The 23,586-nt window shown below is 58.1% G+C and carries 27 protein-coding genes and 4 tRNA genes; 13 read left to right on the top strand and 18 right to left on the bottom strand.

The window, feature by feature from the left end:
- Positions 1 to 53: 53 nt before the first annotated feature.
- Both clpP and tig read right to left on the bottom strand, forming a co-directional pair.
- Complete coding sequence (gene clpP / locus CLU80_RS02780) at positions 54 to 689, bottom strand: ATP-dependent Clp endopeptidase proteolytic subunit ClpP (RefSeq protein WP_007951559.1); 636 nt, start codon at positions 687 to 689, stop codon at positions 54 to 56.
- A 93-nt stretch (positions 690 to 782) separates the two neighbouring features.
- Complete coding sequence (tig, locus tag CLU80_RS02785; protein ID WP_093434049.1) at positions 783 to 2,093, bottom strand: trigger factor; 1,311 nt, start codon at positions 2,091 to 2,093, stop codon at positions 783 to 785.
- Between the two features lie 144 nt (positions 2,094 to 2,237).
- On the opposite strand from tig, the gene CLU80_RS02790 reads away from it, so the two are divergent.
- Positions 2,238 to 2,450 (top strand): hypothetical protein, encoded by a 213-nt coding sequence (locus CLU80_RS02790; protein WP_093434046.1) that lies wholly within the window; start codon positions 2,238 to 2,240, stop codon positions 2,448 to 2,450.
- Between the two features lie 45 nt (positions 2,451 to 2,495).
- Here the strand turns inward: CLU80_RS02790 and CLU80_RS02795 are convergent.
- From CLU80_RS02795 to CLU80_RS02810, 4 genes are all read right to left on the bottom strand, one after another.
- Positions 2,496 to 2,571: transfer RNA gene (locus CLU80_RS02795), tRNA-His, on the bottom strand.
- Between the two features lie 77 nt (positions 2,572 to 2,648).
- Positions 2,649 to 2,733, bottom strand: a tRNA-Leu gene (locus CLU80_RS02800).
- Between the two features lie 56 nt (positions 2,734 to 2,789).
- A tRNA-His gene (locus tag CLU80_RS02805) sits at positions 2,790 to 2,865 on the bottom strand.
- A gap of 32 nt (positions 2,866 to 2,897) precedes the next feature.
- Positions 2,898 to 2,974: transfer RNA gene (locus CLU80_RS02810), tRNA-Arg, on the bottom strand.
- A 275-nt stretch (positions 2,975 to 3,249) separates the two neighbouring features.
- Between CLU80_RS02810 and folD the strand changes: the two genes are divergently transcribed.
- Together folD and pbpG are read left to right on the top strand one after the other, a co-directional pair.
- On the top strand, positions 3,250 to 4,104 hold the full coding sequence (folD, locus tag CLU80_RS02815) for a bifunctional methylenetetrahydrofolate dehydrogenase/methenyltetrahydrofolate cyclohydrolase FolD (RefSeq protein WP_038362797.1): 855 nt from the start codon (positions 3,250 to 3,252) through the stop codon (positions 4,102 to 4,104).
- A 230-nt stretch (positions 4,105 to 4,334) separates the two neighbouring features.
- Complete coding sequence (pbpG, locus tag CLU80_RS02820; protein ID WP_093434043.1) at positions 4,335 to 5,273, top strand: D-alanyl-D-alanine endopeptidase; 939 nt, start codon at positions 4,335 to 4,337, stop codon at positions 5,271 to 5,273.
- Between the two features lie 62 nt (positions 5,274 to 5,335).
- Here the strand turns inward: pbpG and CLU80_RS02825 are convergent, their stop codons facing one another.
- The 3 genes from CLU80_RS02825 to CLU80_RS02835 all read right to left on the bottom strand — a co-directional run bounded on the left by CLU80_RS02825 (position 5,336) and on the right by CLU80_RS02835 (position 6,522).
- Positions 5,336 to 5,542 carry a hypothetical protein gene (locus CLU80_RS02825; RefSeq protein ID WP_093434040.1) on the bottom strand — a complete coding sequence of 69 codons (207 nt, stop codon included), beginning with the start codon at positions 5,540 to 5,542 and terminating at the stop codon, positions 5,336 to 5,338.
- A 12-nt stretch (positions 5,543 to 5,554) separates the two neighbouring features.
- The gene (locus CLU80_RS02830) at positions 5,555 to 5,761 is read right to left on the bottom strand and encodes a DUF6021 family protein (protein WP_093434037.1); all 207 of its coding nucleotides are present in this window, start codon (positions 5,759 to 5,761) and stop codon (positions 5,555 to 5,557) included.
- Between the two features lie 89 nt (positions 5,762 to 5,850).
- Positions 5,851 to 6,522, bottom strand: a complete 672-nt coding sequence (locus CLU80_RS02835; protein ID WP_093434034.1) for a peptidase C39 family protein — start codon at positions 6,520 to 6,522, stop codon at positions 5,851 to 5,853.
- A 234-nt stretch (positions 6,523 to 6,756) separates the two neighbouring features.
- Here CLU80_RS02835 and CLU80_RS02840 point away from each other — a divergent pair, with 234 nt between their 5' ends.
- Entirely contained in the window at positions 6,757 to 6,927 is a 171-nt protein-coding gene (locus CLU80_RS02840) for a hypothetical protein (protein ID WP_177413122.1), read from the top strand.
- A 276-nt stretch (positions 6,928 to 7,203) separates the two neighbouring features.
- Here CLU80_RS02840 and CLU80_RS02845 read toward each other — a convergent pair whose 3' ends face one another.
- Together CLU80_RS02845 and CLU80_RS02850 are read right to left on the bottom strand one after the other, a co-directional pair.
- Positions 7,204 to 7,953, bottom strand: coding sequence for a TerC family protein (locus tag CLU80_RS02845; RefSeq protein WP_016986876.1), 750 nt, complete (start codon positions 7,951 to 7,953; stop codon positions 7,204 to 7,206).
- A 29-nt stretch (positions 7,954 to 7,982) separates the two neighbouring features.
- Entirely contained in the window at positions 7,983 to 8,225 is a 243-nt protein-coding gene (locus tag CLU80_RS02850; RefSeq protein WP_007965379.1) for a hypothetical protein, read from the bottom strand.
- A 133-nt stretch (positions 8,226 to 8,358) separates the two neighbouring features.
- Between CLU80_RS02850 and nhaR the strand changes: the two genes are divergently transcribed.
- Positions 8,359 to 9,258 carry a transcriptional activator NhaR gene (nhaR, locus tag CLU80_RS02855; RefSeq protein WP_099756696.1) on the top strand — a complete coding sequence of 300 codons (900 nt, stop codon included), beginning with the start codon at positions 8,359 to 8,361 and terminating at the stop codon, positions 9,256 to 9,258.
- On the opposite strand, the gene CLU80_RS02860 is transcribed toward nhaR, so the two are convergent.
- The gene (locus CLU80_RS02860; protein ID WP_099756697.1) at positions 9,253 to 10,416 is read right to left on the bottom strand and encodes an MFS transporter; all 1,164 of its coding nucleotides are present in this window, start codon (positions 10,414 to 10,416) and stop codon (positions 9,253 to 9,255) included. The two genes, nhaR and CLU80_RS02860, sit on opposite strands and share 6 nt — an antisense overlap.
- Positions 10,417 to 10,752: 336 nt before the next feature.
- Here CLU80_RS02860 and sstT point away from each other — a divergent pair, with 336 nt between their 5' ends.
- Positions 10,753 to 11,985: a serine/threonine transporter SstT gene (gene sstT / locus CLU80_RS02865; RefSeq protein WP_093434023.1), complete on the top strand. Its 1,233-nt coding sequence runs from the start codon at positions 10,753 to 10,755 to the stop codon at positions 11,983 to 11,985.
- Between the two features lie 254 nt (positions 11,986 to 12,239).
- On the opposite strand, the gene CLU80_RS02870 is transcribed toward sstT, so the two are convergent.
- On the bottom strand, positions 12,240 to 12,749 hold the full coding sequence (locus CLU80_RS02870) for a DUF1993 domain-containing protein (RefSeq protein WP_093434020.1): 510 nt from the start codon (positions 12,747 to 12,749) through the stop codon (positions 12,240 to 12,242).
- Positions 12,750 to 12,873: 124 nt separating this feature from the next.
- On the opposite strand from CLU80_RS02870, the gene CLU80_RS02875 reads away from it, so the two are divergent.
- Positions 12,874 to 13,521, top strand: a complete 648-nt coding sequence (locus CLU80_RS02875; RefSeq protein ID WP_093434017.1) for a YceH family protein — start codon at positions 12,874 to 12,876, stop codon at positions 13,519 to 13,521.
- Between the two features lie 116 nt (positions 13,522 to 13,637).
- Here CLU80_RS02875 and CLU80_RS02885 read toward each other — a convergent pair whose 3' ends face one another.
- Together CLU80_RS02885 and CLU80_RS02890 are read right to left on the bottom strand one after the other, a co-directional pair.
- The gene (locus tag CLU80_RS02885) at positions 13,638 to 14,156 is read right to left on the bottom strand and encodes a cupin domain-containing protein (RefSeq protein WP_099756698.1); all 519 of its coding nucleotides are present in this window, start codon (positions 14,154 to 14,156) and stop codon (positions 13,638 to 13,640) included.
- Positions 14,157 to 14,374: 218 nt separating this feature from the next.
- Positions 14,375 to 15,193, bottom strand: a complete 819-nt coding sequence (locus CLU80_RS02890) for a shikimate 5-dehydrogenase (protein ID WP_099756699.1) — start codon at positions 15,191 to 15,193, stop codon at positions 14,375 to 14,377.
- Between the two features lie 256 nt (positions 15,194 to 15,449).
- Between CLU80_RS02890 and CLU80_RS02895 the strand changes: the two genes are divergently transcribed.
- From CLU80_RS02895 to CLU80_RS02905, 3 genes are all read left to right on the top strand, one after another.
- Positions 15,450 to 15,800, top strand: a complete 351-nt coding sequence (locus tag CLU80_RS02895; RefSeq protein WP_093434008.1) for a hypothetical protein — start codon at positions 15,450 to 15,452, stop codon at positions 15,798 to 15,800.
- 230 nt (positions 15,801 to 16,030) lie between these two features.
- Positions 16,031 to 16,225 carry a hypothetical protein gene (locus CLU80_RS02900; RefSeq protein ID WP_016984641.1) on the top strand — a complete coding sequence of 65 codons (195 nt, stop codon included), beginning with the start codon at positions 16,031 to 16,033 and terminating at the stop codon, positions 16,223 to 16,225.
- Between the two features lie 98 nt (positions 16,226 to 16,323).
- On the top strand, positions 16,324 to 16,506 hold the full coding sequence (locus tag CLU80_RS02905; RefSeq protein ID WP_093434005.1) for a hypothetical protein: 183 nt from the start codon (positions 16,324 to 16,326) through the stop codon (positions 16,504 to 16,506).
- On the opposite strand, the gene CLU80_RS02910 is transcribed toward CLU80_RS02905, so the two are convergent.
- Positions 16,503 to 17,564 (bottom strand): AI-2E family transporter, encoded by a 1,062-nt coding sequence (locus CLU80_RS02910; protein WP_093434002.1) that lies wholly within the window; start codon positions 17,562 to 17,564, stop codon positions 16,503 to 16,505. The genes CLU80_RS02905 and CLU80_RS02910 overlap by 4 nt on opposite strands.
- A gap of 225 nt (positions 17,565 to 17,789) precedes the next feature.
- On the opposite strand from CLU80_RS02910, the gene trhP reads away from it, so the two are divergent.
- A complete protein-coding gene (gene trhP, locus CLU80_RS02915) occupies positions 17,790 to 19,121 on the top strand; it encodes a prephenate-dependent tRNA uridine(34) hydroxylase TrhP (RefSeq protein ID WP_099756700.1) in 1,332 nt (443 codons plus the stop codon).
- A 334-nt stretch (positions 19,122 to 19,455) separates the two neighbouring features.
- Here trhP and CLU80_RS02920 read toward each other — a convergent pair whose 3' ends face one another.
- Positions 19,456 to 19,689 carry a hypothetical protein gene (locus tag CLU80_RS02920; protein ID WP_099756701.1) on the bottom strand — a complete coding sequence of 78 codons (234 nt, stop codon included), beginning with the start codon at positions 19,687 to 19,689 and terminating at the stop codon, positions 19,456 to 19,458.
- Between the two features lie 92 nt (positions 19,690 to 19,781).
- Positions 19,782 to 20,495 carry a FadR/GntR family transcriptional regulator gene (locus tag CLU80_RS02925; RefSeq protein ID WP_099756702.1) on the bottom strand — a complete coding sequence of 238 codons (714 nt, stop codon included), beginning with the start codon at positions 20,493 to 20,495 and terminating at the stop codon, positions 19,782 to 19,784.
- 345 nt (positions 20,496 to 20,840) lie between these two features.
- On the opposite strand from CLU80_RS02925, the gene CLU80_RS02930 reads away from it, so the two are divergent.
- Complete coding sequence (locus CLU80_RS02930) at positions 20,841 to 22,187, top strand: MFS transporter (protein ID WP_099756703.1); 1,347 nt, start codon at positions 20,841 to 20,843, stop codon at positions 22,185 to 22,187.
- A 40-nt stretch (positions 22,188 to 22,227) separates the two neighbouring features.
- The gene (gene gudD / locus CLU80_RS02935) at positions 22,228 to 23,571 is read left to right on the top strand and encodes a glucarate dehydratase (RefSeq protein WP_099756704.1); all 1,344 of its coding nucleotides are present in this window, start codon (positions 22,228 to 22,230) and stop codon (positions 23,569 to 23,571) included.
- Positions 23,572 to 23,586: the final 15 nt, after the last annotated feature.

Below are 23,586 nucleotides of genomic sequence, written 5' to 3' on the forward strand. Positions count from 1 at the left end.
CAAGCCCGCCGCTGATCAGACAAGCCGACCAAGCCTATTTTGAGCTGCTTATTTTAAGCTGGGCGCTGGTTGATCACTTCGTCGATCAGGCCATATTCCTTCGCAGCTTCTGCACTCATGAAGTTGTCGCGATTGGTATCGCGCTCGATTTCTTCCAGAGTACGCCCGCTGTGTTTGGCCATCAGCGTGTTCAGACGCTCGCGAATGAAGAGGATTTCCTTGGCGTGGATTTCGATGTCCGACGCCTGGCCCTGGAAACCGCCCAGTGGCTGGTGAATCATCACGCGCGAGTTCGGCAGGCAGAAACGCTTGCCCGGGGCACCTGCGGTCAGCAGGAATGCGCCCATGCTGCAGGCCTGGCCGATGCAGGTGGTCGACACGTTCGGCTTGATGAACTGCATGGTGTCGTAGATCGACATGCCTGCAGTCACCGAACCGCCCGGGGAGTTGATGTAGAGATGGATGTCCTTGTCCGGGTTTTCCGCTTCAAGGAACAGCAGTTGCGCACAGATCAGGTTGGCCATGTAGTCCTCTACCGGACCAACCAGAAAGATCACTCGCTCCTTGAGCAGGCGCGAATAGATGTCATAGGCGCGTTCGCCACGAGCAGATTGCTCGACAACCATCGGGACCAGGCCGCCGGCGGCCTGGATATCAGAGTTCTGCTGAATATAAGAATTACGGAACATGCTCTGCAGTCGCTCCCAAATAGTTATGTCTTGAATACGCATAAGCCAGCTCGAGAGCTGGCTTATGGTGTGTACTTCTTAACGCGGAATCAATCAGTCGGCTTTTGGAGCTTCTACCGGCTTGACTGCTTCTTCGTAAGAGACCGCTTTGTCGGTCACACTAGCTTTCTGCAGAACAGTATCCACAACTTGCTCTTCCAGCACAACCGAACGCACTTCGTTCAGCTGCTGCTCGTTTTTGTAGTACCACGACACAACCTGCTCAGGCTCCTGGTAAGCGGAAGCCATTTCCTGAATCATTTCGCGAACGCGAGCTTCGTCAGGCTTCAGATCGAATTGCTTGACCACTTCAGCAACGATCAGGCCCAGCACGACGCGGCGCTTGGCTTGCTCTTCGAACAGCTCGGCCGGCAGTTGATCAGGCTTGATGTTGCCACCGAACTGCTGAACAGCCTGCACACGCAGACGGTCAACTTCGTTGGACAGCAGCGCCTTAGGCACTTCGATCGGGTTGGTGGCCAGCAGACCGTCCATTACCTGATTCTTGACCTTGGATTTGATCGCCTGACGCAGTTCACGCTCCATGTTCTTGCGAACTTCGGTGCGGAAACCGTCGATGCCGCTTTCCTTGATGCCGAATTGAGCGAAAAACTCTTCGTTCAGCTCTGGCAGCTTAGGCTCGGAAACAGTGTTGACGGTCACGGTGAACTCGGCGGTTTTGCCAGCCAGGTCCAGGTTCTGATAGTCCTCTGGGAAGGTCAGGTTCAGAACGCGCTCTTCGCCCGCTTTAGCGCCAACCAGGCCTTCTTCGAAGCCCGGGATCATGCGGCCGGAACCCAGTACCAGCTGAGTACCCTTGGCGGAACCGCCAGCGAATACTTCGCCGTCAACCTTGCCAACGAAATCGATGTTCAGTTGGTCTTCGTTCTGGGCAGCGCGATCGGCCACTTCAAAACGAGTGTTCTGCTTGCGCAGGATGTCGAGCATTTTGTCCAGATCAGCGTCAGCCACGTCAGCGCTCAGGCGCTCAACAGTGATGCCGTCGAAACCGGCAACGGTGAACTCAGGGAACACTTCGAATACAGCAACGTATTCCAGGTCCTTGCCAGCTTCGAGCGACTTAGGCTCGATCGACGGCGAACCTGCCGGGTTCAGCTTCTGCTCAACCACAGCTTCGTAGAAGGAGGACTGGATCACGTCGCCTACAGCTTCCTGACGAGCATCAGCACCGAAACGGCGCTTGATTTCGCTCATTGGCACTTTGCCTGGACGGAAGCCAGCAATCTTGGCCTTTTGGGCAGTCTGCTGCAGACGCTTGTTGACCTGAGTCTCGATGCGCTCAGCCGGCACGGTGACGCTCATGCGGCGCTCGAGAGCAGTAGTATTTTCAACAGAAACTTGCATGGATATTCCTCGTTGCACAGACGTTAGCCGGCCGTTTCCGACCCCAGAATCAAGGGCATGCATTCTAGTGGGTCAAACTCAAGAAGTCACCCTACTGAAAACGGGTAAAAAAACAGCAGGCAATTTATAGGGATCGATGCACGGATGCAGCGCGTCCCACAGGCGAATACAACCAATCACGCCAGGGCTCTGCGCCAACCTCTTCTATATATAGAAGAGGTTGCCAATCAGTCCCTGACGGCCGAACCTGAAAGCAAGCCCGGCGAGCAGCACAGCATCATCGAGCAGCATAAATACGACGAAGCGCCCTGCCCCTGCGCCCCGAAACCGGCAATTGCCGCTTTTCAGAACCGCTAAAACAAAAAAGGCGCCAGACTGTTAAATCTGGCGCCTTTCGAAATATGGGGTGGACGATGGGGATCGAACCCACGACAACGGGAGTCACAATCCCGTGCTCTACCAACTGAGCTACGCCCACCATATTGCGTAACAAAAAAGCCAAACAACTTCTTTGTTGGAACCTCACCAGCCCGAAGACATGAATGAAGCTTTAATTGGTGCGGATGAAGAGACTCGAACTCTTACGCCTCGCGGCGCTGGAACCTAAATCCAGTGTGTCTACCAATTCCACCACATCCGCGATGAAGCTTTTAAAGCAAAGGCGCCAGACTGTTACATCTGGCGCCTTTCGAAATATGGGGTGGACGATGGGGATCGAACCCACGACAACGGGAGTCACAATCCCGTGCTCTACCAACTGAGCTACGCCCACCATATCGCGTTACTTGTGCCAAAGCTGCCTAATGGCGCACCCGGCAGGACTCGAACCTGCGACCATCCGCTTAGAAGGCGGATGCTCTATCCAGCTGAGCTACGGGCGCCTTATTAATCTGTACTCTTAAAGGACTACAAACTAAGTGCTTTCCAGTGTCGCAGAACCTTGATTCCGCTTCACCTTCTTAACCAGTGCTAGGCTGTGCCCGACAAGTGCGACGAATAGTATAGAGCGCTCCGAAGGTCGTCAAATCCTTTTTGAAAAAAATTCATTTAATTAAAGGAGTTAGAGGAATTTGCTGACCAAGCGCCTTTGCCCTCACCGCTCGACATGCGAGAATGCGTTCTCATTTTTTCCCCTCTCGATGGTTAATCACGCGCAATGACTGCACAACTAATCGACGGCAAATCGATCGCCGCCAGCCTGCGCCAGCAGATCGCCCAACGAGTTGCCGAGCGTCGCCAGCAAGGCCTGCGCACTCCCGGCCTCGCGGTGATCCTGGTCGGCAGCGATCCTGCCTCTCAGGTTTATGTCTCGCACAAGCGTAAAGACTGTGAAGAGGTTGGCTTCCTCTCTCAAGCCTACGACCTGCCCTCCGACACCACGCAAGACGCGTTGACCGATCTGATCGATCGCCTCAACGACGACCCTGCAATCGACGGCATCCTGCTTCAGTTGCCGCTGCCCGAGCACCTGGATGCCTCCAAATTGCTGGAGCGCATTCGCCCGGACAAAGACGTCGACGGCTTCCATCCTTATAACGTCGGCCGCCTGGCCCAGCGCATTCCGCTGCTGCGTCCCTGCACACCTAAAGGCATCATGACGCTGCTGGAAAGCACTGGCGCCGACCTTTATGGCATGGACGCAGTGGTCGTCGGCGCCTCCAACATCGTCGGTCGCCCGATGGCGATGGAGTTGTTGTTGGCCGGCTGCACCGTGACCGTGACTCACCGTTTCACCAAGGATCTGGCCGGCCACGTTGGTCGTGCTGATCTGGTGGTGGTGGCCGCCGGCAAGCCGGGCCTGGTCAAAGGCGAGTGGATCAAGGAAGGCGCGATCGTGATCGACGTCGGCATCAACCGTCAGGACGACGGCAAACTGGTCGGCGACGTCGTCTACGAAACCGCCCTGCCCCGCGCTGGCTGGATCACTCCAGTGCCGGGTGGCGTAGGTCCGATGACCCGCGCCTGCCTGCTGGAAAACACCCTTTATGCGGCAGAAACCCTGCACGCCTGATCGGTACTTTCAGCAATAAGAAAAACCCGCCTTGTGCGGGTTTTTTCATGCCTGAGAAAAAACTGTAACCGTTCGCCGGAAACCCCTCTTTTTACAGGCCTTTTCACGAGTTTTTCAGGTCATTCAAACAACCATCGACAGATCTTCAGCCATACTCCTAGAATGCGACGCTTTGAAGAAATAACCCGTTACAAACTAACGGAATATCCAACCTTTATGAGTTCGCCCGCGTGAAAATTCGTCTTTCGATTCTGAGCCTGTTTTTTGCTTTTACAGGCACATTCATCACGCCAACGATCAACGCTGCGGAAACCACCGCTGCCCCACGTGACGCTTCGAGCCTGAAGATCGCCTCCGGCAGCGCACTGCTCATGGATATGCAGACCAATAAAGTCATCTACTCCAGCAACCCTGACGTGATCGTGCCGATCGCCTCTGTCAGCAAGCTCATGACTGGATTGGTAGTGGTTGAAGCCCGGCAGAACATGGACGAATGGATCAATGTCGATATCAGCAACACACCGGAAATGAGGGGTGTGTTCTCCCGAGTCAAACTCAAGAGTGAGCTGCCGCGTCGCGAGATGCTGCTGATCGCCTTGATGTCTTCGGAGAACCGCGCGGCCGCCAGCCTCGCTCACCACTATCCGGGAGGTTATGCGGCCTTTATCGCGGCCATGAACGCGAAAGCCAAGGCACTGGGCATGACCAGTACGCACTTTGTCGAACCGACAGGCCTGTCGGAACGTAACGTTTCCACCGCCCGCGACCTGAGCAAGCTGCTGGTGGCCGCGCATAAGTACCCGCTCCTCAGCGAACTCACCACCACCAAGGAAAAGACCGTGTCTTTCCGCAAACCCAACTACACCCTGGGTTTCCGCAATACCGACCACTTGGTGAACAAGGCCGACTGGGACATCAAGATCACCAAAACCGGTTTCACCAATCCTGCCGGTCATTGCCTGGTCCTGGTAACGAAAATGGCTAACCGCCCGGTCGCGCTGGTGATTCTCGATGCCTTCGGCAAATACACCCACTTTGCCGATGCCAGCCGTATTCGCAGCTGGGTGGAAACCGGCAAGAGCGCCAACGTCCCTGCGGTGGCGCAACAATACAAGGCCGAGAAAAACCTTAAGTCACGCCAGAGCGGTGTGGTTGAAGCGTCCAAGTAACCCGCGCCCGCAAGAAAAAGCCCCGAATCCTCGGGGTTTTTTTTCGCCTGCATTCCTGCATTTCAGTCATTGGGCAGCGGCATCTTGTCGTCATCAGGAATGCCATCGCCTGCACTTGGATCCCGCGAAGGTTCCGGCGTCATGACATTAGGTCGGGCCATCGGATCGCGCAGCGGGCTGTCCGGATTCAGCACCGGATCAATCTCCGGCTCCGGCGTCGTGGGCACGCTGTCCGGTTTTTGCTCATCGAAGCTTGAGTCAGTACTCATACGCACCTCACATCAAGGTTTCAGATTGGCTAACGGGTCATAAGGTTTGGCCGGCGTCTTGTCGTCTTCACCGGGTTTCACGTCTTTCGGCGCCTTGGCCGGGCCAACCGGATCGACTTGCGGATCATCAAGGTCCGGCGAATCGGGGTCGAAACCCAGATCATGACCCGACGAATGCTCGGTCGAATGCGGCCCTTTCGGGGATGGGGAATCTGCCATGTTCGCCTCCTGAGTCACCCGCAGAAAACGGGTTCTATTCGTAGGAGGCTTGCCGGGCGCAGTCGTGCCCGGCAAATGACGAACGGAACTCAGTGGGCTGCCAGCGCCTTGCGCGCCTGCGCCGCTTCGTTTTCCTGACCGGCCTGGGCCAGTTCATCGGCCGCTTTGAGCCAGCGCTGACGGTCAACGGCTGCCGGGATCTGCGACGGTTTCTGGATCAGCACGGCCCAGCCACCGGATTTTTCCAGTGCCGACTCAAAGGAGCTGAAACTCATCAGTTCGCGACGGTTCATACCGGCACGCAGCAAGACCTTCTGTTTGTTGCGGTCGTAACCGGACAGGATTGCGTAACGCGGCTCGGCCCAGAATGCCGCCCCCTCGCTGAAGCGCACCATCACCGGATAGCCCGCCGCCACTTGGGTCAACAGTGCGGGCAGGTTGCTGTCCAGCGGGTAAACCACCATGCCGTACTCGCGGGCCAGGTTTTGCAGGTTCTGTTGCAATTTGTCTTCGGCACCCGGCAAGTGCAGAGGTTTCTCGAGCAACCCCGGAGTGATCACGATGCCCTGCTGCGACAACAGGCTGGCCAACACTTGCGGCCCACTCTGATTGGCTTCGCCGCGATAGAACGTGCCACTGAGTTCGACCCGCTCCGGCAGACGCTTGACCTCAGGCGCCACAGTACCTGCACATCCGGCCAACACGGCCGCACAACCTGCCACCAGTAGCGCCGCACGAATTCGAGAAAATACCTGCACCATCATCACTCTCTGTTCAGACGCCGGTCATCGTGTTCCGGCAACGCTTGCGATCATAGGGCCGCGCCCGGCTGCGGTATAGCCTTAAGCGGCAGACCCATCGATTGCATAGAGCAAAGTGATTGGTCGCAATCGACCTTTGGTCAATAGTCTGCAACACCCCATTGTCTAGACTGTCACTGAAACAGAGCGAATTGAAAAAGTGTGGGCCCGATGCAGGGCGAAGAGGAGGCACTGATGAGCCTGACCATGACCATCGTAATGTTGATTGCCGGCTGGCTGGCCGTGGCCGCTGCCATGTTGTGGGGGGTGCTGCGGGTTTCGCGGCGCCATCATCACCATCCGGTTCAGCCTGCTGCGGTTGAGAAAGCCGAGGAACACCGAGTGCGTCACGCGGCCGCACATTGAAATTGAACAGCAAAGGCAAAAGCCCCTCATCGGAACGCCGCCCGCCTAGCCCTCTCCCCGAGGGAGAGGAAGAGGGGACTGATCGAGTTGTTTTCTCGAGTTACACCGACCTGAAATATCGAGCCGAACTAAAGACTAAAACACTCCACAAATCGGCTCCCTCTCCCTCGGGAGAGGGCTGGGGTGAGGGGCTGGCTCTATCCCACACTGAAAATCTCGAATCGAAAAAAAGCCGCCTGACCTCAAAGAGTTCAGGCGGCTTTTCACTTTCAGCGGTTACACCTGCTCAGCCAGCTTCTTCTGCTTCGCCCGGCGCGACATCATGTTCAGCACTTCAATCGAAGCCGAGAACGCCATGGCCGCATACACATAACCTTTCGGTACATGGGCGCCGAAGCCTTCAGCGATCAAGGTCATACCGATCATGATCAGGAAGCCCAGCGCCAGCATCACCACCGTCGGGTTGTCGTTGATGAACTTGGCCAGCGGTTCAGCAGCAAACAGCATCACCAGCACCGACACCACCACCGCGATGATCATGATCGGCAAGTGTTCGGTCATGCCGACCGCAGTGATGATGCTGTCGATCGAGAACACCATGTCGAGCATCAGGATCTGGCCGATAGCCGCGGCGAAACCCAAAGTGACTGTCGAGGTCGCCGACTTCGGATCTTCCGGCGCCGGGTCCATGCTGTGATGGATCTCGGTCGTAGCCTTCCAGACCAGGAACAGACCACCGGCGATCAGGATCATGTCCTTCCAGGAGAAGGCCTGGCCCAGGATTTCGATCACAGGTGCGGTCAGCTGCACGATGAAGGCGATGGTGCTCAACAGTGCCAGACGCAGGATCAACGCCATGCCGATACCGATACGGCGTGCTTTCTGCTGGTACTGCTTGGGCAATTTGTTGGTCAGGATCGAGATAAAGATCAGGTTATCGATGCCGAGCACGATTTCCATCACCACCAGTGTGGCCAAAGCAACCCAAGCGGTGGGGCTGGCGGCGAGCTGTAACAGATATTCCATGGGTCAGTCCTGACTCTGTGTAAGACGAATTAGATGGTCTTGGAGGAAGATTCGGATTTTTCCGCATCTTTTTCCGGAGTTTCTTTCTTCTCGATCAACCCGCCGGTGGCATCACTGAGTGCCTGCTCAGCGGCTTTATGGGTGTCGTCAATCGCTTGCTTGGCGCTTTCGGCCGCTTTGCCCATCAGCTGCTGGGCGCTTTTCTCGGCCTGATCGCAACCGGCCATAAGCAGTAAAGACGTAAACATCAATGCCGGGATTGTGTATTTCATAAGGTTTCCTTCGAATGAACAGACAGGCTCACAGACCGGCCGTCGATGGCTGGGCATTCTAGGGAGACAAACACTTCAGGAAAATTCGTATTTTTATTGGCTATACTTCGGTTTTCACGAACTGTAGAACGTCATGCTCAATTACCGACAACTGCATTACTTCTGGGTTGTGGCCAAGACCGGCAGCATTGTGCGCGCCTGCGAGCAACTGAACCTGACGCCACAGACCATCAGCGGGCAGATATCACTGCTCGAACAGACGTATGGCATCGAGTTATTCAGACGCGTCGGCCGGCAACTCGAATTGACCGAAGCCGGGCGACAAGCCCTACCCTACGCCGAGCAGATGTTCCAGCTCGGCGGCGAGCTGGAACTGATGCTGCGTGCCCAGCCCCACGAACAGCAGATACTGTTCCGCGTCGGCGTGGCTGACGTGGTGCCTAAATCCATTGTCTATCGCCTGATCGCGCCAACCATGGAGCTGAACGAGCCTCTGCGCATTACCTGTCGCGAAGACAAACTCGAACGTTTGCTCGCCGATCTGGCGATCCAGCGCCTGGATCTGGTGATTTCCGACAGCCCGATGCCCTCGCACCTCGACATCAAGGGCTACAGCCAGAAGCTCGGTGAGTGCGGAATCAGTTTCTTCGCCACCCCGGAACTGGCAGCCAGATACGGTCAGGATTTCCCGCGTAGCCTGCACGGTGCGCCACTGTTGATTCCCGGACCGGAAACCGTGGTGCGCAGCCGCTTGCAGCGCTGGTTTGCCGAGCAGCAGATCCAGCCGCAAATCGTCGGCGAGTTTGATGACAGTGCGTTGATGCAGGCGTTCGGCCAATCCGGCAGCGGGATTTTTATCGGTCCGAGCGTGATTGCCGATGAAGTGAAGCGCCAGTACGGCGTCGAGCTGATTGGCCAAACCGACGCAGTGACTGAGTCGTTCTATGCCATTTCGGTAGAGCGCAAGGTCAAGCACCCCGGCATCGTTGCGATTACCGAAGGTGCCCGACGCGAGCTGTTTACCGCGTTATGAGGGCTCGGCGCACATTTCGCGCGGCTTGAGCGTCATCAGCACCATGGCGAGGAACACCGACAGCAAAATGAACCCGGCGGCGGCAAACCCGAGGAAGCCCAAACCCGCGCTGTCGATCACCCGGCCACCGACGATGGCACCCAGGCCGATCCCCAGATTGGCCCCGGCGATATTCAACGAAGCAGCAAACGCTGGCGCTTCCGGCGCGGCTTTCATCAGGCGCACATGGCTGACCAGGAACAACGCAGCCTGAGTCACGCCCCAGATCCCCATCGCCACCGCCAGCCCCAGCGGCGAATGAATGTTCGGTACCAGCGAGACCATGCCGGCAATCATGAACGCACAGAACAACACCGACGCGCCGAGCGGATGGCGATCCACCGCACGACCGCCCAGGGAGTTGCCGATCAGCCCGACCGCACCGAAAGCCATCAGGCACCAACCGACCACGGTGCCGTTGAACCCGGCGAGGCGCTCAAGAATGTCGGCCAGATACGTGTAAGCGGTAAACATGCCGCTGAACACCAGGATCGACAGGAAGATGTGGCCGATCATCAACGGGCTGCGCAGAATCTTGAACTGCGAGCGGAAGCTGACCTGATGTTGGTGCAGGCTGGTTTTCGGCAGATAAACAAACAGCAACAAGGCTTTGGCAAAAGCGATCACCGCCAGAATGCCAAAGGCGCTGCGCCAGCCGAACGCATCGGAAATCAGCGTGCCAACCGGGATGCCGAACACCGTGGCGCAGACAATGCCGAAACCGATCTTGGCGATCGCGCGACCGGCGAAATCCGGGCCGACGATGTCCACTGCGGTCTCACTGGCCAAGGCCCAGAACACCGGCAGCCCGAGCGCCGGGATCAACCGGGCAATCGCCATCACCCAGATGTTCGGCGCCAGCGCCGCCACGGTATTGGCCAGACCAAACATGATCAGGATGCTGATAAACAGCTTGCGCCGCTCAAAGCGGGCGAAATACGCGGTCAGGAAAGGCCCGAACATCGCCACGGTAAAAGCGAATAAAGTCACCAGCAACCCGGCCTGCGGGATGGTGACTTCGAGGTCTCGGGCAATCGCCGGCAACAGGCCGACGATGACGAATTCCGTGGTCAGCACCGTGAACCCGGCGGCGGACAACAGAAGAATGGGCAACAGCATGCGCAACTCCAGCAAAACGACGACACCAGCGTTGACCCGAAGGCCCGCTGGCGAAATTTGAAAATAAGGATGCGCAATCTTAACAGAGTGTGTCCGGGCTGACTTGCACAAACCTGCCGACTTTGTTGCCTGATCCGGTGGCAGATCGTCACATGCCTGAAGGATAAGGCCTACGCTGTGATAAAGTCCGCGCCCTGAAAAACGTACAACCTGCTCAACGACCGGTTTATTGGCGTTGATGTCGCGTCAACACTTTCGGTTCGTGGCGGTGGTCTGCCCCTGTTTTGCCATCGCTTTACGCAACCTTGCACCCTATAAAAAATCAGAGATGCCGCTATGACCGCTTCATCCCCTTCTCTACTGCAACGCCTCAAGAACCTCAGCCTGGTCACGCAGATCGTCATCGGCCTGATCGCCGGTATCGCCCTGGCGCTGCTCGCCCCGGAAGCGGCGAAAGGCACGGCGTTCATCGGCAAAGTGTTTGTATCGGCGTTAAAGGCCGTCGCACCGATTCTGGTGTTCGTGCTGGTGATGGCCTCGATTGCCAACCACAAGCACGGCCAGGAAACTCATATCCGCCCAATTCTGTTCCTCTATCTGCTGGGCACTTTTGCGGCGGCGGTCGTGGCCGTGGTTGCGAGCATGGCGTTCCCATCGCACCTTGTGCTGTCGACCGACAACGTTTCGGTGACTGCGCCGGGCGGTATCGGCGAAGTGCTGCAAAGCCTGCTGTTGAGCGTGGTCGACAACCCGGTCAGCGCACTGATGAACGCCAACTTCATCGGTATCCTGGCGTGGGCGATCGGCATGGGCATCGCAATTCGCCATGCCGGCGACACCACCCGTGAAGTGCTGGGTGATCTGTCCAATGGCGTGACGGTGATCGTGCGCGTGGTGATTCGCTTCGCCCCGCTGGGCATTTTCGGTCTGGTGGCATCGACACTGGCCACCTCCGGTTTCGGCGCGCTGATCGGTTACGCGCACCTGCTGGCCGTGCTGCTCGGCTGCATGCTGTTCGTGGCACTGGTGATGAACCCGCTGATCGTGTTCTGGAAACTGCGTCGCAACCCGTATCCGCTGACTCTCAAATGCCTTCGTGAAAGTGGCATCACCGCATTCTTCACCCGCAGCTCGGCGGCAAACATTCCGGTCAATCTGGAATTGAGCAAGCGTCTGGGTCTGCATGAAGACACCTATTCGGTGTCGATTCCGCTGGGCGCGACCATTAACATGGCCGGTGCAGCGATCACCATTACGGTGCTGAGCTTGGCGGCCGTGCACACATTGGGTATTGCCGTGGATATTCCAACGGCAATTCTGCTCAGCGTTGTCGCCGCCATTTGCGCCTGTGGCGCGTCGGGTGTGGCGGGTGGATCGCTGTTGCTGATTCCGTTGGCGTGCAGCCTGTTCGGGATTCCGAGCGAGATTGCCATGCAGGTGGTGGCGGTCGGTTTCATTATTGGCGTGTTGCAGGATTCGGCAGAGACGGCGCTGAACTCGTCGACTGATGTGCTGTTTACCGCTGCGGCGTGCCTGGGTGAGGAAGCAAAAGCCCAACGTACGGCGTAACAGACGCTGTAATGAAAAGCCCGCCACGGTGTGAACCTTGGCGGGCTTTTTTGTGGCTGAGATCTTTCCCCCTCACCCCAACCCTCTCCCCCAAGGGGGCGAGGGGGAAAGGGAGCTGATTTGTGTGCTGTTCAAAACCTGAGTTCGACTTGATAGTTCAGGTCGGTGTAATTCGAACAAACAACTCAGTCAGTCCCCTCTCCCTCCGGGAGAGGGCTAGGCGGGCGGCGTTCCGATGAGGGGCTTCTGGCGGTTTAGAACGCGCCCATGTAATCGCGCTTGCCCACTTCAACCCCGTTATGACGCAGCAGCGCATAAGTGGTAGTGACGTGGAAGAAGAACTGCGGCAGACCATAAGTCAGCAGGTAAGCCTGACCGCTGAAGCGCTTCTCTTTCGGCGTGCCCGGACGAGTAACGATTTCGATGCCTTCCTTGCCATTGATCTGCTCCGGCTTGATCTCGCCGATGTAGGCCAGAACCTTGGCGATCAGGGCTTGCAGCTCGGCGAAGGTGGTTTCGGTATCGTCGTACTTAGGCACTTCGACTTCAGCCAGACGCGAGGAAACGCCTTTAGCGAAGTCCACGGCGATCTGCACCTGGCGGGTCAGCGGGAACATGTCCGGGTACAGACGGGCCTGCAGGAAAGCGTTCGGATCGATGTTTTTCTCGGTGGCGTGGGCTTCAGCCTTTTTCAGGACATCGCTCAGGGCGTTGAGCATTTGTTGAAAAACCGGGACGGATGCGGCGTACAGGGAAATGGTCATGGCAGTCTCGTGTGGTGGCTGGGTGGAACAGGAGGCGATTATAGCCATGCTTGATGACCACACGGCTTGCCTTTTGTTTGGCAAGGATTAGGCTAGGCGCCTTCGACTGCAGAGGGAACGCGCGATGACCACAGAGACAGAATCCAGCTTCGACGAACCACGGCTCAATGCCACGGAAATCCGCATCCTTGGTTCGCTGATCGAGAAACAGGCGACCAGCCCGGAAACCTACCCGCTGACCCTTAATGCGCTGGTCACGGCGTGTAATCAGAAAACCAGCCGCGAACCGGTGATGAACCTGACTCAGGGTCAGGTCGGCCAGAGTTTGCGGGCGCTGGAAGGTCGCGGTTTCGCCAAACTGGTGATGGGCAGCCGCGCCGACCGCTGGGAACACAAAGTCGACAAGGCGCTGGAATTGGTGCCGGCGCAGGTGATTCTCAGCGGACTGATGTTTCTGCGCGGCCCGCAAACCGTCAATGAGCTGCTGACCCGCAGCGGGCGCATGCATGATTTCGAAGACGCCGAACAGGTGGTGCATCAGCTTGAGCGCTTGATTGCGCGGGGGCTGGCGGTGTTGATTCCGCGTCAGGCCGGGCAGCGCGAAGACCGTTATACCCATGCGCTGGGTGATCCGGCGGATAGCGAGGCAATTATGGCAGCGCGGCAGAGTCCGCAGGATCGCGGTGCAAGCAGTGGCGTTTCGGTTGAGCGTATCGAAGAGCTAGAAGCGCGAATCGCCGCGCTGGAAGAACGCCTGGCCCGCCTCGAATAACCACACAAAACCAATGTAGGAGTGAGCCTGCTCGCGATAGCGGTGTATCAGTCACATTATTTTTGGATGACACACCGCTATCGCGAGCAGGCTCACTCCTACAAGGGATCTGCGTGTTATTCACCGTCCCAGTAATCCACGCAATCCGCCTGCCGTGCCACCGCGACAAAGCCTGAGGCATTGCCCTCGGCATCCAACTTGAAGTTATCCATCACCACATACTTGTTCGAATCCGGGTATTCGCAAATATCGGGCTGCTGCTGGGTGCTCACCGCCAGATAGCGCAATTCGCCCGAGCTGGTATTGATGATCTGATGCGCCTTCTCCGGCCCACCCGGCGGGCAAGCGATCACGTCGCCTTCGCGGATCGGGAAACGCTCGGCGCCCAGACGCACCTCACCCTCCCCGGCCACCACGTAAAACATCTCTTCGTTGACCCGATGGCTGTGAAACGGGCTGCCACGCATGCCCGGTGGCAAGGCATACAGGCGATAACCGAGTTTCTGCGAACCCAGTTGCTGGCCAATCCGCGCCATGCGCTGTTGATAGCGCCCGGCGGTTTCGCCTTCCGGGGCCAGTGCTTCGGGCAGGGGTTCGAGTTCGACCTGATGCAGGTTGAGGATAGGCGGATGCATAGGAGCCTCGGTCACGGTTTTTATGGTGGGCAAGTCTGGGCTTGCTGAGGAGGCAGTATAGGCATTGATGGCCGGCGTGAAACCGCGTCGCCTCCTTCGCGAGCAAGCTCGCTCCCACAGGGGATCTACAGCGAACACACAACTTGTGTATGACAAAAATTCAACTGTGGGAGCGAGCCTGCTCGCGAAGAGGCCCGCCCAGCCACCACAATACTCAATCAGCTTCGGGCGAACGCCACCGCCGCCGCAAACTGCTCTTCAGTCGGCCGCACGCCGGTGTACAGCACAAACTGCTCCAGCGCCTGAATCGCAATCACCTCAAGTCCGGTGATCACCCGCTTGCCCTCTGCTCGACCGCGCACAATCAGCGGCGTCTCCGACGGGATCGCGACCACATCAAACACCGTATCTGCAGCCTTGATCGCCTCCGGTTCAAACGCCAACTGCCCCGCTTCCGGCCCGCCGTCCATGCCCACTGGCGTCACATTGATCAGCATCTGCGGGCGTTCATCGCCCAGTTCAGCCTGCCAGCGATAGCCCAGCGAATCCGCCAATGCACGCCCGGCGCGTTCGTTGCGGGCGACGATCAAGCCGTTTTTGTAACCACCGTCACGCAGGGCGCTGGCCACCGCTTTGGCCATGCCGCCACTGCCTCGCAAAGCAAAGGTCGATTCCTTGGGCACCGCGTGGGTTTCCAGTAACTGCGCCACAGCGATGTAATCAGTGTTGTAAGCCTTGAGATGGCCGTGGGTATTGACGATGGTGTTAATCGACTGGATCGCTGCCGCCGACGCATCCAGCTCATCGACCAGCGCAATGCACGCTTCCTTGAACGGCATCGACACGCCGCAACCACGGATACCCAAGGCGCGAATGCCGCCGACTGCGCCGGTCAGGTCCTGGCTGCTGAACGCCTTGTAGTAGAAGTTCAGGCCCAACTGCTCATACAAATGGTTATGAAAACGCAGACCGAAGTTCCCCGGGCGCCCCGACAGGGACATGCACAGTTGGGTGTCTTTGTTCGGGTTCATCTGCATGAAACTTCTCCTTCAAACGCACTTTCGGATAAACGGGATTAGCCAGCCCAACGGCTTCTGAACGATCATAGAGGCCTGTTTTAAACGTGTTCCGCGGCCATCACACAGCCTGGTAAATAAACCGGTACAGACCTTACACAAAATTTACCCAGTGGCTGTGCTGATTTTCCAAAATTCGCTGTCTTAGAAGTATCCCCGCGACAACTGTGGGCCTGGTGCAGGCCCCGATGCCGGGTCGAAGAACCGAGGAATTATCATGATTCGTAAACTCCCTATCGTCGCCCTGCTGATCGGTGCTTTTGCTGTCACAGGGCAAGCAGAAGCCCACGGCGGTGGCTGGCAGGGGCCGGCGGTGTTTGGCGCAATCGTCGGCTCGGCCATCATCGGTTCGGCGCTTATCAACCAGGATCGTCCGGTTTATGTGCAACAGGCGCCGGTGTACGCCCCGCCACCGGTCTATGTGCAGCAGCCACCGCCACCGGTCTACTACCAGCCCGCGCCGGTGTATGTGCAACAACCGGTCTACGTGCAACCGGCCCCGGTGTATTACGGCCCGCCGCGCGGCTACTACGGTCGTCCGCACTACTACGGCGGCCCACGCTGGTAACCGAAACACAAAGCCCTGCTTGTATAGCGGGGCTTTTTTATGACCGTTGGTCGGCCAGCGTCTGAAAAAATCTCGCCAAGGTCGCTGTGAGGACAGTTTCACCGGCTAAAGTCGGCATGATTGATTGACCGTTATGTACTTTTCCATAAAACGGTCATTTATTTGTCATGACGGAACCGCAATCTGAATCCGTCCGTAAACAACAGGTTGATAACAACAAGGACGACTGTATGCCAACACAAAACCCGCACCGCATCGTCGGCCTGTGCACCTCCAGCAAGGTGTACAGCGCGCTGACCGAGCTCAAGCACCTGGAAGGCCATCGTTGCGCCAAGTTCCTTTCGCTGCTGGCGGAAAACCTCGTGCACAAAGGTTTGCTCAACGAGCGTGAAGTCATGCACATGCTTGATCAAGTGGTCGACTGAAGCCTCAACGGCATCAATGACCACTATCGAAAGCGTTGATTGTCCGTAGAACCGGCGAATCTTTAAGGTAGCTCCATTGATAGATGGAGGTACTCGTCATGGCTCAGGTTCAAATCATGTCCGTTATCGGCAGCGCCGTCCCCGCTTCGCTCAGGGCCACGGGCCTGCTTGCCTGCTGGTATCTGATGCGCGACGGCGAAGCGATCAGTGGCCCGCTGACTTCCTTGCCCGCTGCGCAGGCACTGTCGCAGAAGCTTGTCAGCGAGCCGTTTCACGCTTAAGGCAGTTGCACTTTGGGCTTGGTCTCGGCGAACAGCGCCCAGCTCGACATGAACAATGCCGCGATCAGCGGCCCGATCACAAAGCCATTGAGACCGAAGACTGCCAGGCCGCCAAGGGTCGAGATCAGAATCATGTAATCGGGCATTTTGGTGTCCTTGCCCACCAGGATCGGCCGCAGCACGTTGTCCACCAAACCGATCACGAATACCCCGAACAAGCCCAACACCACGCCCTGCCAGATCATCCCGCTGAGCAGGAAATACACCGCCACCGGCGCCCAGACAATCCCCGCGCCGACAGCTGGCAGCAACGACAAAAACCCCATCAACACTGCCCACAGCAGCGCGCTGGGGATGTCGAGAAACCAGAAAATCGCCCCGCCCAATGCGCCCTGCGTCACCGCGACCACCAGATTGCCCTTCACCGTCGCGCGTACCACGCGGTTGAATTTCAACTGCAAGCGCCGCTTGTGGCCTTCCTCCAGTGGCACGGCGGTGCGCACCTTGCGCGCCAGCTCGGCGCCGTCACGCAGAAAGAAAAACAGCAGATACAGCATGATGAAAAAACTCACCACGAACTCGAACGTACCCTGGCCAAAACTGAACGCCTGACTGGCCAGCACCTGGCTGCCCTGCATCGCCGATTTGACGATTTTCTCGCGCAGGCCATTGAGCTCGCCCATGCCGAAACGGTCGAGCAAATGCTGAAAGTATGGCGGCAGGCTGTGCTTGAATTGCGCCAGATACGCAGCGATGTCCAGTTCGCCGCTTTCGATGTTCTTGTAGACCGCCGCGCCTTCCTGCACCAGCAGCACACTGAGGATGATCACCGGCAGAATCGCGATCACCAGGCAGACCGACAAAGTACACAGGGACGTCAGGTTGCGCTGCCAGCCGAATTTCGCCTGCAGCCGGCGTTGCATCGGCGCAAACACAATGCCGAGAATCACCGCCCAGAACACCGCGCCGTAGAACGGCAAGAGGATCCAGATAAACGCCACCGTGACCAGCAACAGCAGCACGGTGAGGGATTTGAATTGAAGGCTTTTTTCGTTCATGTCCGATCCATGTCAGTCAGGCGTCATGCACGCCCCGATGCTTAGTCAACCGCGGCCTGCACGAGTGCCATCTTTATTCATGGAGCATAGTTGCGGATCAGCGTTAGCCGCTTATCGAGCTCGTTCACCCACAACAAAACGCGCTCAGTGCAAAGCGTAGATCCAGATCAATAAGCCGCGCCCGAATCCGCCTTACCCTGCCGCGCTTTTGCGACCGACACCGCCATGATCCCTACCCTCGCCGCCCCCGAACTGCTCGCCCCCGCTGGCACCCTGAAAAACATGCGTTACGCCTTCGCTTACGGCGCCGATGCGGTCTATGCCGGCCAGCCGCGTTACAGTCTGCGGGTGCGCAACAACGAGTTCGATCACGCCAATCTGGCGCTGGGGATTCGTGAAGCGCAGGCGCAAGGCAAACGCTTTTACGTGGTGGTCAACATCGCCCCGCACAACGCCAAGTTGAAGACCTTCCTCAAGGATCTGGCACCGGTCATCGACATGGCCCCCGACGCACTGATCATGTCCGACCCGGGATTGATCATGCTCGTGCGACGACATTTCCCGCAGATGCCGATTCACCTGTCGGTGCAGGCCAATACGGTGAACTGGGCGAGCGTCGAGTTCTGGCAGCAGATGGGTTTGAGCCGGATCATCCTGTCGCGGGAATTGTCGCTAGAGGAAATCGGCGAAATCCGTGAGCAGGTGCCGGGCATGGAACTGGAAGTATTTGTCCACGGCGCGCTGTGCATGGCCTATTCCGGGCGCTGTCTGTTGTCGGGTTACATGAATAAGCGCGATGCCAATCAGGGCACCTGCACCAATGCTTGCCGCTGGAAATACTCAGCGCAAGAGGCCACCGAAAACCAGCTCGGCGAGATCGTCCAGACCTTCCAGCCAGAGCCAACGCTGGGGCTGGGCACGCCCACCGATCAGGTGTTCCTGCTGCAGGAAGCCAATCGCCCCGATGAATTGATGCCAGCGTTCGAGGACGAACACGGCACCTACATCATGAACGCCAAGGACCTGCGCGCGGTGCAGCACGTCGAACGCTTGACGCGCATGGGCGTGCATTCCCTGAAAATCGAAGGCCGGACCAAATCGCACTTCTATTGCGCGCGCACCACCCAGGTGTATCGCCGCGCGATTGATGATGCGGTGGCCGGGCGTGAATTTGATCGCAGCCTGATGACGGATCTGGAATCACTCGCACAGCGTGGCTACACCGAAGGATTTCTGCGTCGGCATGTGCATGACGAGTACCAGAATTATCAGCACGGCAGTTCGGTGTCGGAGCGTCAGCAGTTCGTTGGCGAGTTGACCGGCGAGCGGCGTGGGCGGTTGGCAGAGGTCAAGGTGAAGAACCGCTTTGCCTTGGGTGATCATCTGGAGTTGATGACGCCGAAGGGCAATTTCCATTTTGATCTGCATGAGTTGCAGAACGCTAAAGAAGAAGCGATCGAGGTGGCACCGGGGGATGGGCACACGGTGTATCTGCCGATTCCGGATGCAGTGGATTTGCGGTTTGGGTTGTTGATGCGGGATCTGCGTGATGCCTGAGAAGGCCCTCACCCTAGCCCTCTCCCAGAGGGAGAGGGGACCGATTGGGGGAAATTGGAGAAATCCGCCGACCTGAAATTACGCCGGTGAATCCACAATCGACTCTTCTGATCAAGAAAACTGGACTTGGCCGAGTCCATAATCGACTCGGTTGTTCAGGTCGATATATAACGCAAGACATCTCGGTCGGCCCCCTCTCCCTCCGGGAGAGGGCTGGGGTGAGGGAAGCTTACGAAAACAGACTCTTCCCGCAACATCGCCAGGCTCGCTCCCACATTGGGACGCGCTTCCCTGCTCGCGAAGGGGACGGTAAATCCAGCACAACAACCAGGATTCAGCGCCGATCATCGGAAAGAGGCGTCGGTTCATCCGCCGGCGGCACATCCTCATCTTCCGCCGCCGGGTCCTTCCAGTCTTCGGGCCGATCGGCATCGCTCAGCGGGTCGCGCCCCGGTGGCATCCCCATTGGAGAATCATGATCAGCCAGTGTCGGTTCATCGGTACCGGGCAGCGGCCGGGTTGGATCGGTGGGCAGCACGCCACCCTGAAACAGCAAATCGTTAGCCATGACGCACCTCACTCAGGAGGTCCGGAATACCCGGGCCGTACAACTTGGAATCAGCCCTGTGCACGGCGTGCTACCGAACAGACCAACGGCCATCAGCCCCGCGCGGAAAACCGGTCGCGGCTGTTGGTCAGATGCAGCCACATGGCCGCGCGCGCGGCGTCCGCATCCTGACGCTTGATCGCATTCAGAATCGCCTCATGTTCCAGATGGGCCAGTTGCCCGAGCTTGCTCAAATCCGCCGCGCCACGTTCAGAAGCGTTGAGGCGATGACGCGGAATCATCGCGCTGCCCAAGTGCTGCATGATCTCGCTGAAGCAAACATTGCCGGTGGCCTCGGCAATCAGCAGATGAAAGCGCCGATCCGCTTCGACGCAACTGTCGTTGTTGTCGAGCAGACGCTGATAGTCATCCAGCGCCTGACGCATCTGCAGCACTTGCGCCTCCGTGCGCCGCTGCGCCGCCAGCGCCGCCGCTTGGGTTTCCAGGCCCAGACGCAGTTCGAGAATGCTGCGCACACCGAGCGCCGTGTCGACATTCAGGCGCAAGCCCTGCTCCGCAACACGCTCAATGACAAAGGTGCCGATGCCGTGGCGCGTCTCCACCAGCCCGGAAGCCTGCAACTTGGAAATCGCCTCGCGCACCACCGTGCGGCTGACCCCGTGTTCCTGAACGATGGAATTCTCTGAGGGCAGCTTGTCGCCGGGCGACAGCTGACCGAGCAGGATGCTTTGCGTGAGCTTCTCCACCAGGTCATGGGCGAGGTTGTGCGCACGTTTACGGGCGGGAGCGTCGAGGTCTTCTTGCATGATCGGTTCCAGTGATCGGGGCTTGTGGATCGTAGCATCCTGCGGGGATGACGAAATCGAGTTTAGCGGCTCAACTTGTATGACAACACTTAAATAAACGGAAATACCTTCAAACACTCCTGACAAACAGAAGCGTGTCCCCCTGGGGGTGACACGATGTTCTACGCCTTTAAAAACCCAGCAAACATTGATCATTAACGCAAAAAAGCATAAAAAACCGGCATCCCAGAGAAAAATAATCGGCCAACCCTACTTGTCGGACAAAATTTCTCAGTTGTATGATGTCTAGCAACAACGCAGCACCTGCCCTACCCCGCATAAAAATAATCAGTGGGAGAAAACCAAGTGAAAACCTCCGTCTCCGGGATGAACGAGGGCGTCGATTCGACACTCGCGTCGGCCATCTCGAAAGTGAAACGCCACGTCCTGCCGCTTTTCGTGATCATGTTCATCGTCAATTACATTGACCGAGTGAACATCGGTTTCGTCCGCACTCACATGGAACATGACCTCGGTATTGGTGCTGCCGCTTATGGCTTCGGCGCCGGCCTGTTCTTCATCGGTTACGCGCTGTTCGAAGTCCCCTCCAACATGCTGCTGCAGAAAGTCGGTGCACGCATCTGGCTGACCCGCATCATGTTCACCTGGGGCCTGGTCGCCGCCGGCATGGCCTTCATCCAGAACGAAACCCACTTCTACGTGTTGCGCTTTTTGCTCGGCGTGGCCGAAGCCGGGTTCTTTCCCGGGGTGATCTACTACTTCACCCGCTGGTTGCCCGGTGCCGAACGCGGCAAGGCGATTGCGATCTTCCTCAGCGGCTCCGCCGTGGCCTCGTTGATCTCCGGCCCGTTGTCCGGTCTGCTCCTGCAAATCAACGGGCTGGGCATGCACGGCTGGCAATGGATGTACTTCATTGAAGGGATGTTTTCCGTGTGCCTGTGCGTGTTCGTCTGGTTCTGGCTCGACGCCAAACCCCACGACGCGAAATGGCTGACCCGCGCCGAACAGGACGCCCTGGTCAACGCCATCGATGCTGAACAGAAGGCCCGCGAAGCCGCGACGCCGATCCGGCCATCGATGGGCAAACTGCTCAAGGACCGCCAGATCATCCTGTTCTGCCTGATCTACTTCTTCATTCAGTTGACCATTTACGCGGCGACGTTCTGGCTGCCGAGCATCATCAAGAAAATGGGCGAGATGAGCGACTTCCAGGTCGGCCTGTTCAACTCGATTCCATGGTTGCTGTCGATCATCGGCATGTACGCCTTCGCCTCGTTCTCGGCCAAGTGGAAACACCAACAGGCGTGGGTCGCCACCGCCCTGTTGATCGCCGCTGCGGGGATGTTCATGTCCACCACCGGCGGGCCAATCTTCGCTTTCGTCGCGATCTGTTTTGCCGCGCTGGGTTTCAAATCCGCTTCGTCGCTGTTCTGGCCGATTCCGCAGGCGTATCTGGATGCACGCATCGCGGCGGCGGTGATCGCGTTGATCAACTCGGTCGGCAACCTCGGCGGCTTCGTCGCGCCGACCACTTTCGGCCTGCTCGAAGAACACACCGGCTCGATTCAGGGCGGCCTCTATGGCCTGGCCGCGACCTCGATCATTGCCGCGATCATCGTCTTCTTCGCGCGCACCACGCCGAAACCTGCGGCTGACATTGCCGTCGCCGATGCCGCGCCAAAGCACGCCTGACGTCCATTTTTAAAGATTGCGAATAAGAAGGATAAAAACCATGACCGCACACGACACCGCCAAAGCCCCGATCATCACCGACATGCAAGTCATCCCGGTGGCCGGCCACGACGGCATGCTGCTCAATCTGAGCGGCGCTCACGGGCCGTTTTTCACCCGCAATATCGTCATCCTCAAGGACAACGCCGGCCACACCGGCGTCGGAGAAGTGCCCGGCGGCGAGCGTATTCGCCAGACCCTGGAAGACGCGCGCAGCCTGGTGGTCGGCAGCCCGATCGGCACGTATCAGAAGATCCTCAATCAAGTGCGCCAGACCTTCGCCGACCGCGATGCTGGCGGTCGTGGTCTGCAGACTTTTGACCTGCGCATCACCATCCACGCAGTGACGGGCCTCGAAGCCGCGCTGCTCGATCTGCTCGGTCAGCATCTCGATGTACCGGTGGCGGCGCTGCTCGGCGAAGGTCAGCAACGTGATGAAGTGAAGATGCTCGGTTATCTGTTTTACGTTGGCGATCAGCGCGAAACCGACCTCGCCTATCGCAGCGAACCGGACGCCGACAATGACTGGTTCCGCGTGCGTCACGAGAAGGCCATGAGCGCCGAAGCCGTGGTGCGCCTAGCCGAAGCTGCCCACGCGAAGTACGGTTTCAAGGACTTCAAGCTCAAGGGCGGCGTGCTCAGTGGCGATGCGGAAATTGAAGCGGTGACGGCGCTGGCCGAACGTTTTCCTGAGGCGCGGATTACCCTCGATCCGAACGGCGCTTGGTCACTGAAAGAAGCCATTCGCTTGTGCCGCGATCAGCATCAGGTGCTCGCCTATGCCGAAGACCCGTGCGGTGCGGAAAACGGTTATTCCGGTCGAGAGGTTATGGCCGAGTTTCGTCGTGCCACGGGGCTGAAAACCGCCACTAACATGATCGCCACTGACTGGCGTGAAATGGGTCATGCGATCCAGTTGCAGTCGGTAGACATTCCGCTGGCTGACCCGCATTTCTGGACGATGCAAGGTTCGGTGCGCGTGGCGCAAATGTGCCATGAATGGGGGCTGACCTGGGGCTCGCACTCCAACAACCACTTCGACATCTCGCTGGCGATGTTCACCCATGTCGCCGCTGCGGCGCCGGGCGAGATCACCGCGATCGACACCCACTGGATCTGGCAGGACGGCCAGCGGTTGACCAAGGCGCCGCTGCAAATTGTCGATGGTCTGGTGCAAGTGCCGAAAAAACCGGGGCTGGGTGTCGAGCTGGACATGGACCAGGTGGCCAAGGCTTATGAGCTATATAAAGGCATGGGCCTCGGCGCGCGGGATGACAGCGTGGCGATGCAGTTTCTGATTCCGGGGTGGAAGTTCGATAACAAGCGGCCGTGTCTGGTGCGCTGATCTCCAATCCACCAC

This window comes from Pseudomonas sp. 29 (genome assembly GCF_002754355.1).
Taxonomy (GTDB): Bacteria; Pseudomonadota; Gammaproteobacteria; order Pseudomonadales; family Pseudomonadaceae; genus Aquipseudomonas; species Aquipseudomonas neuropathica.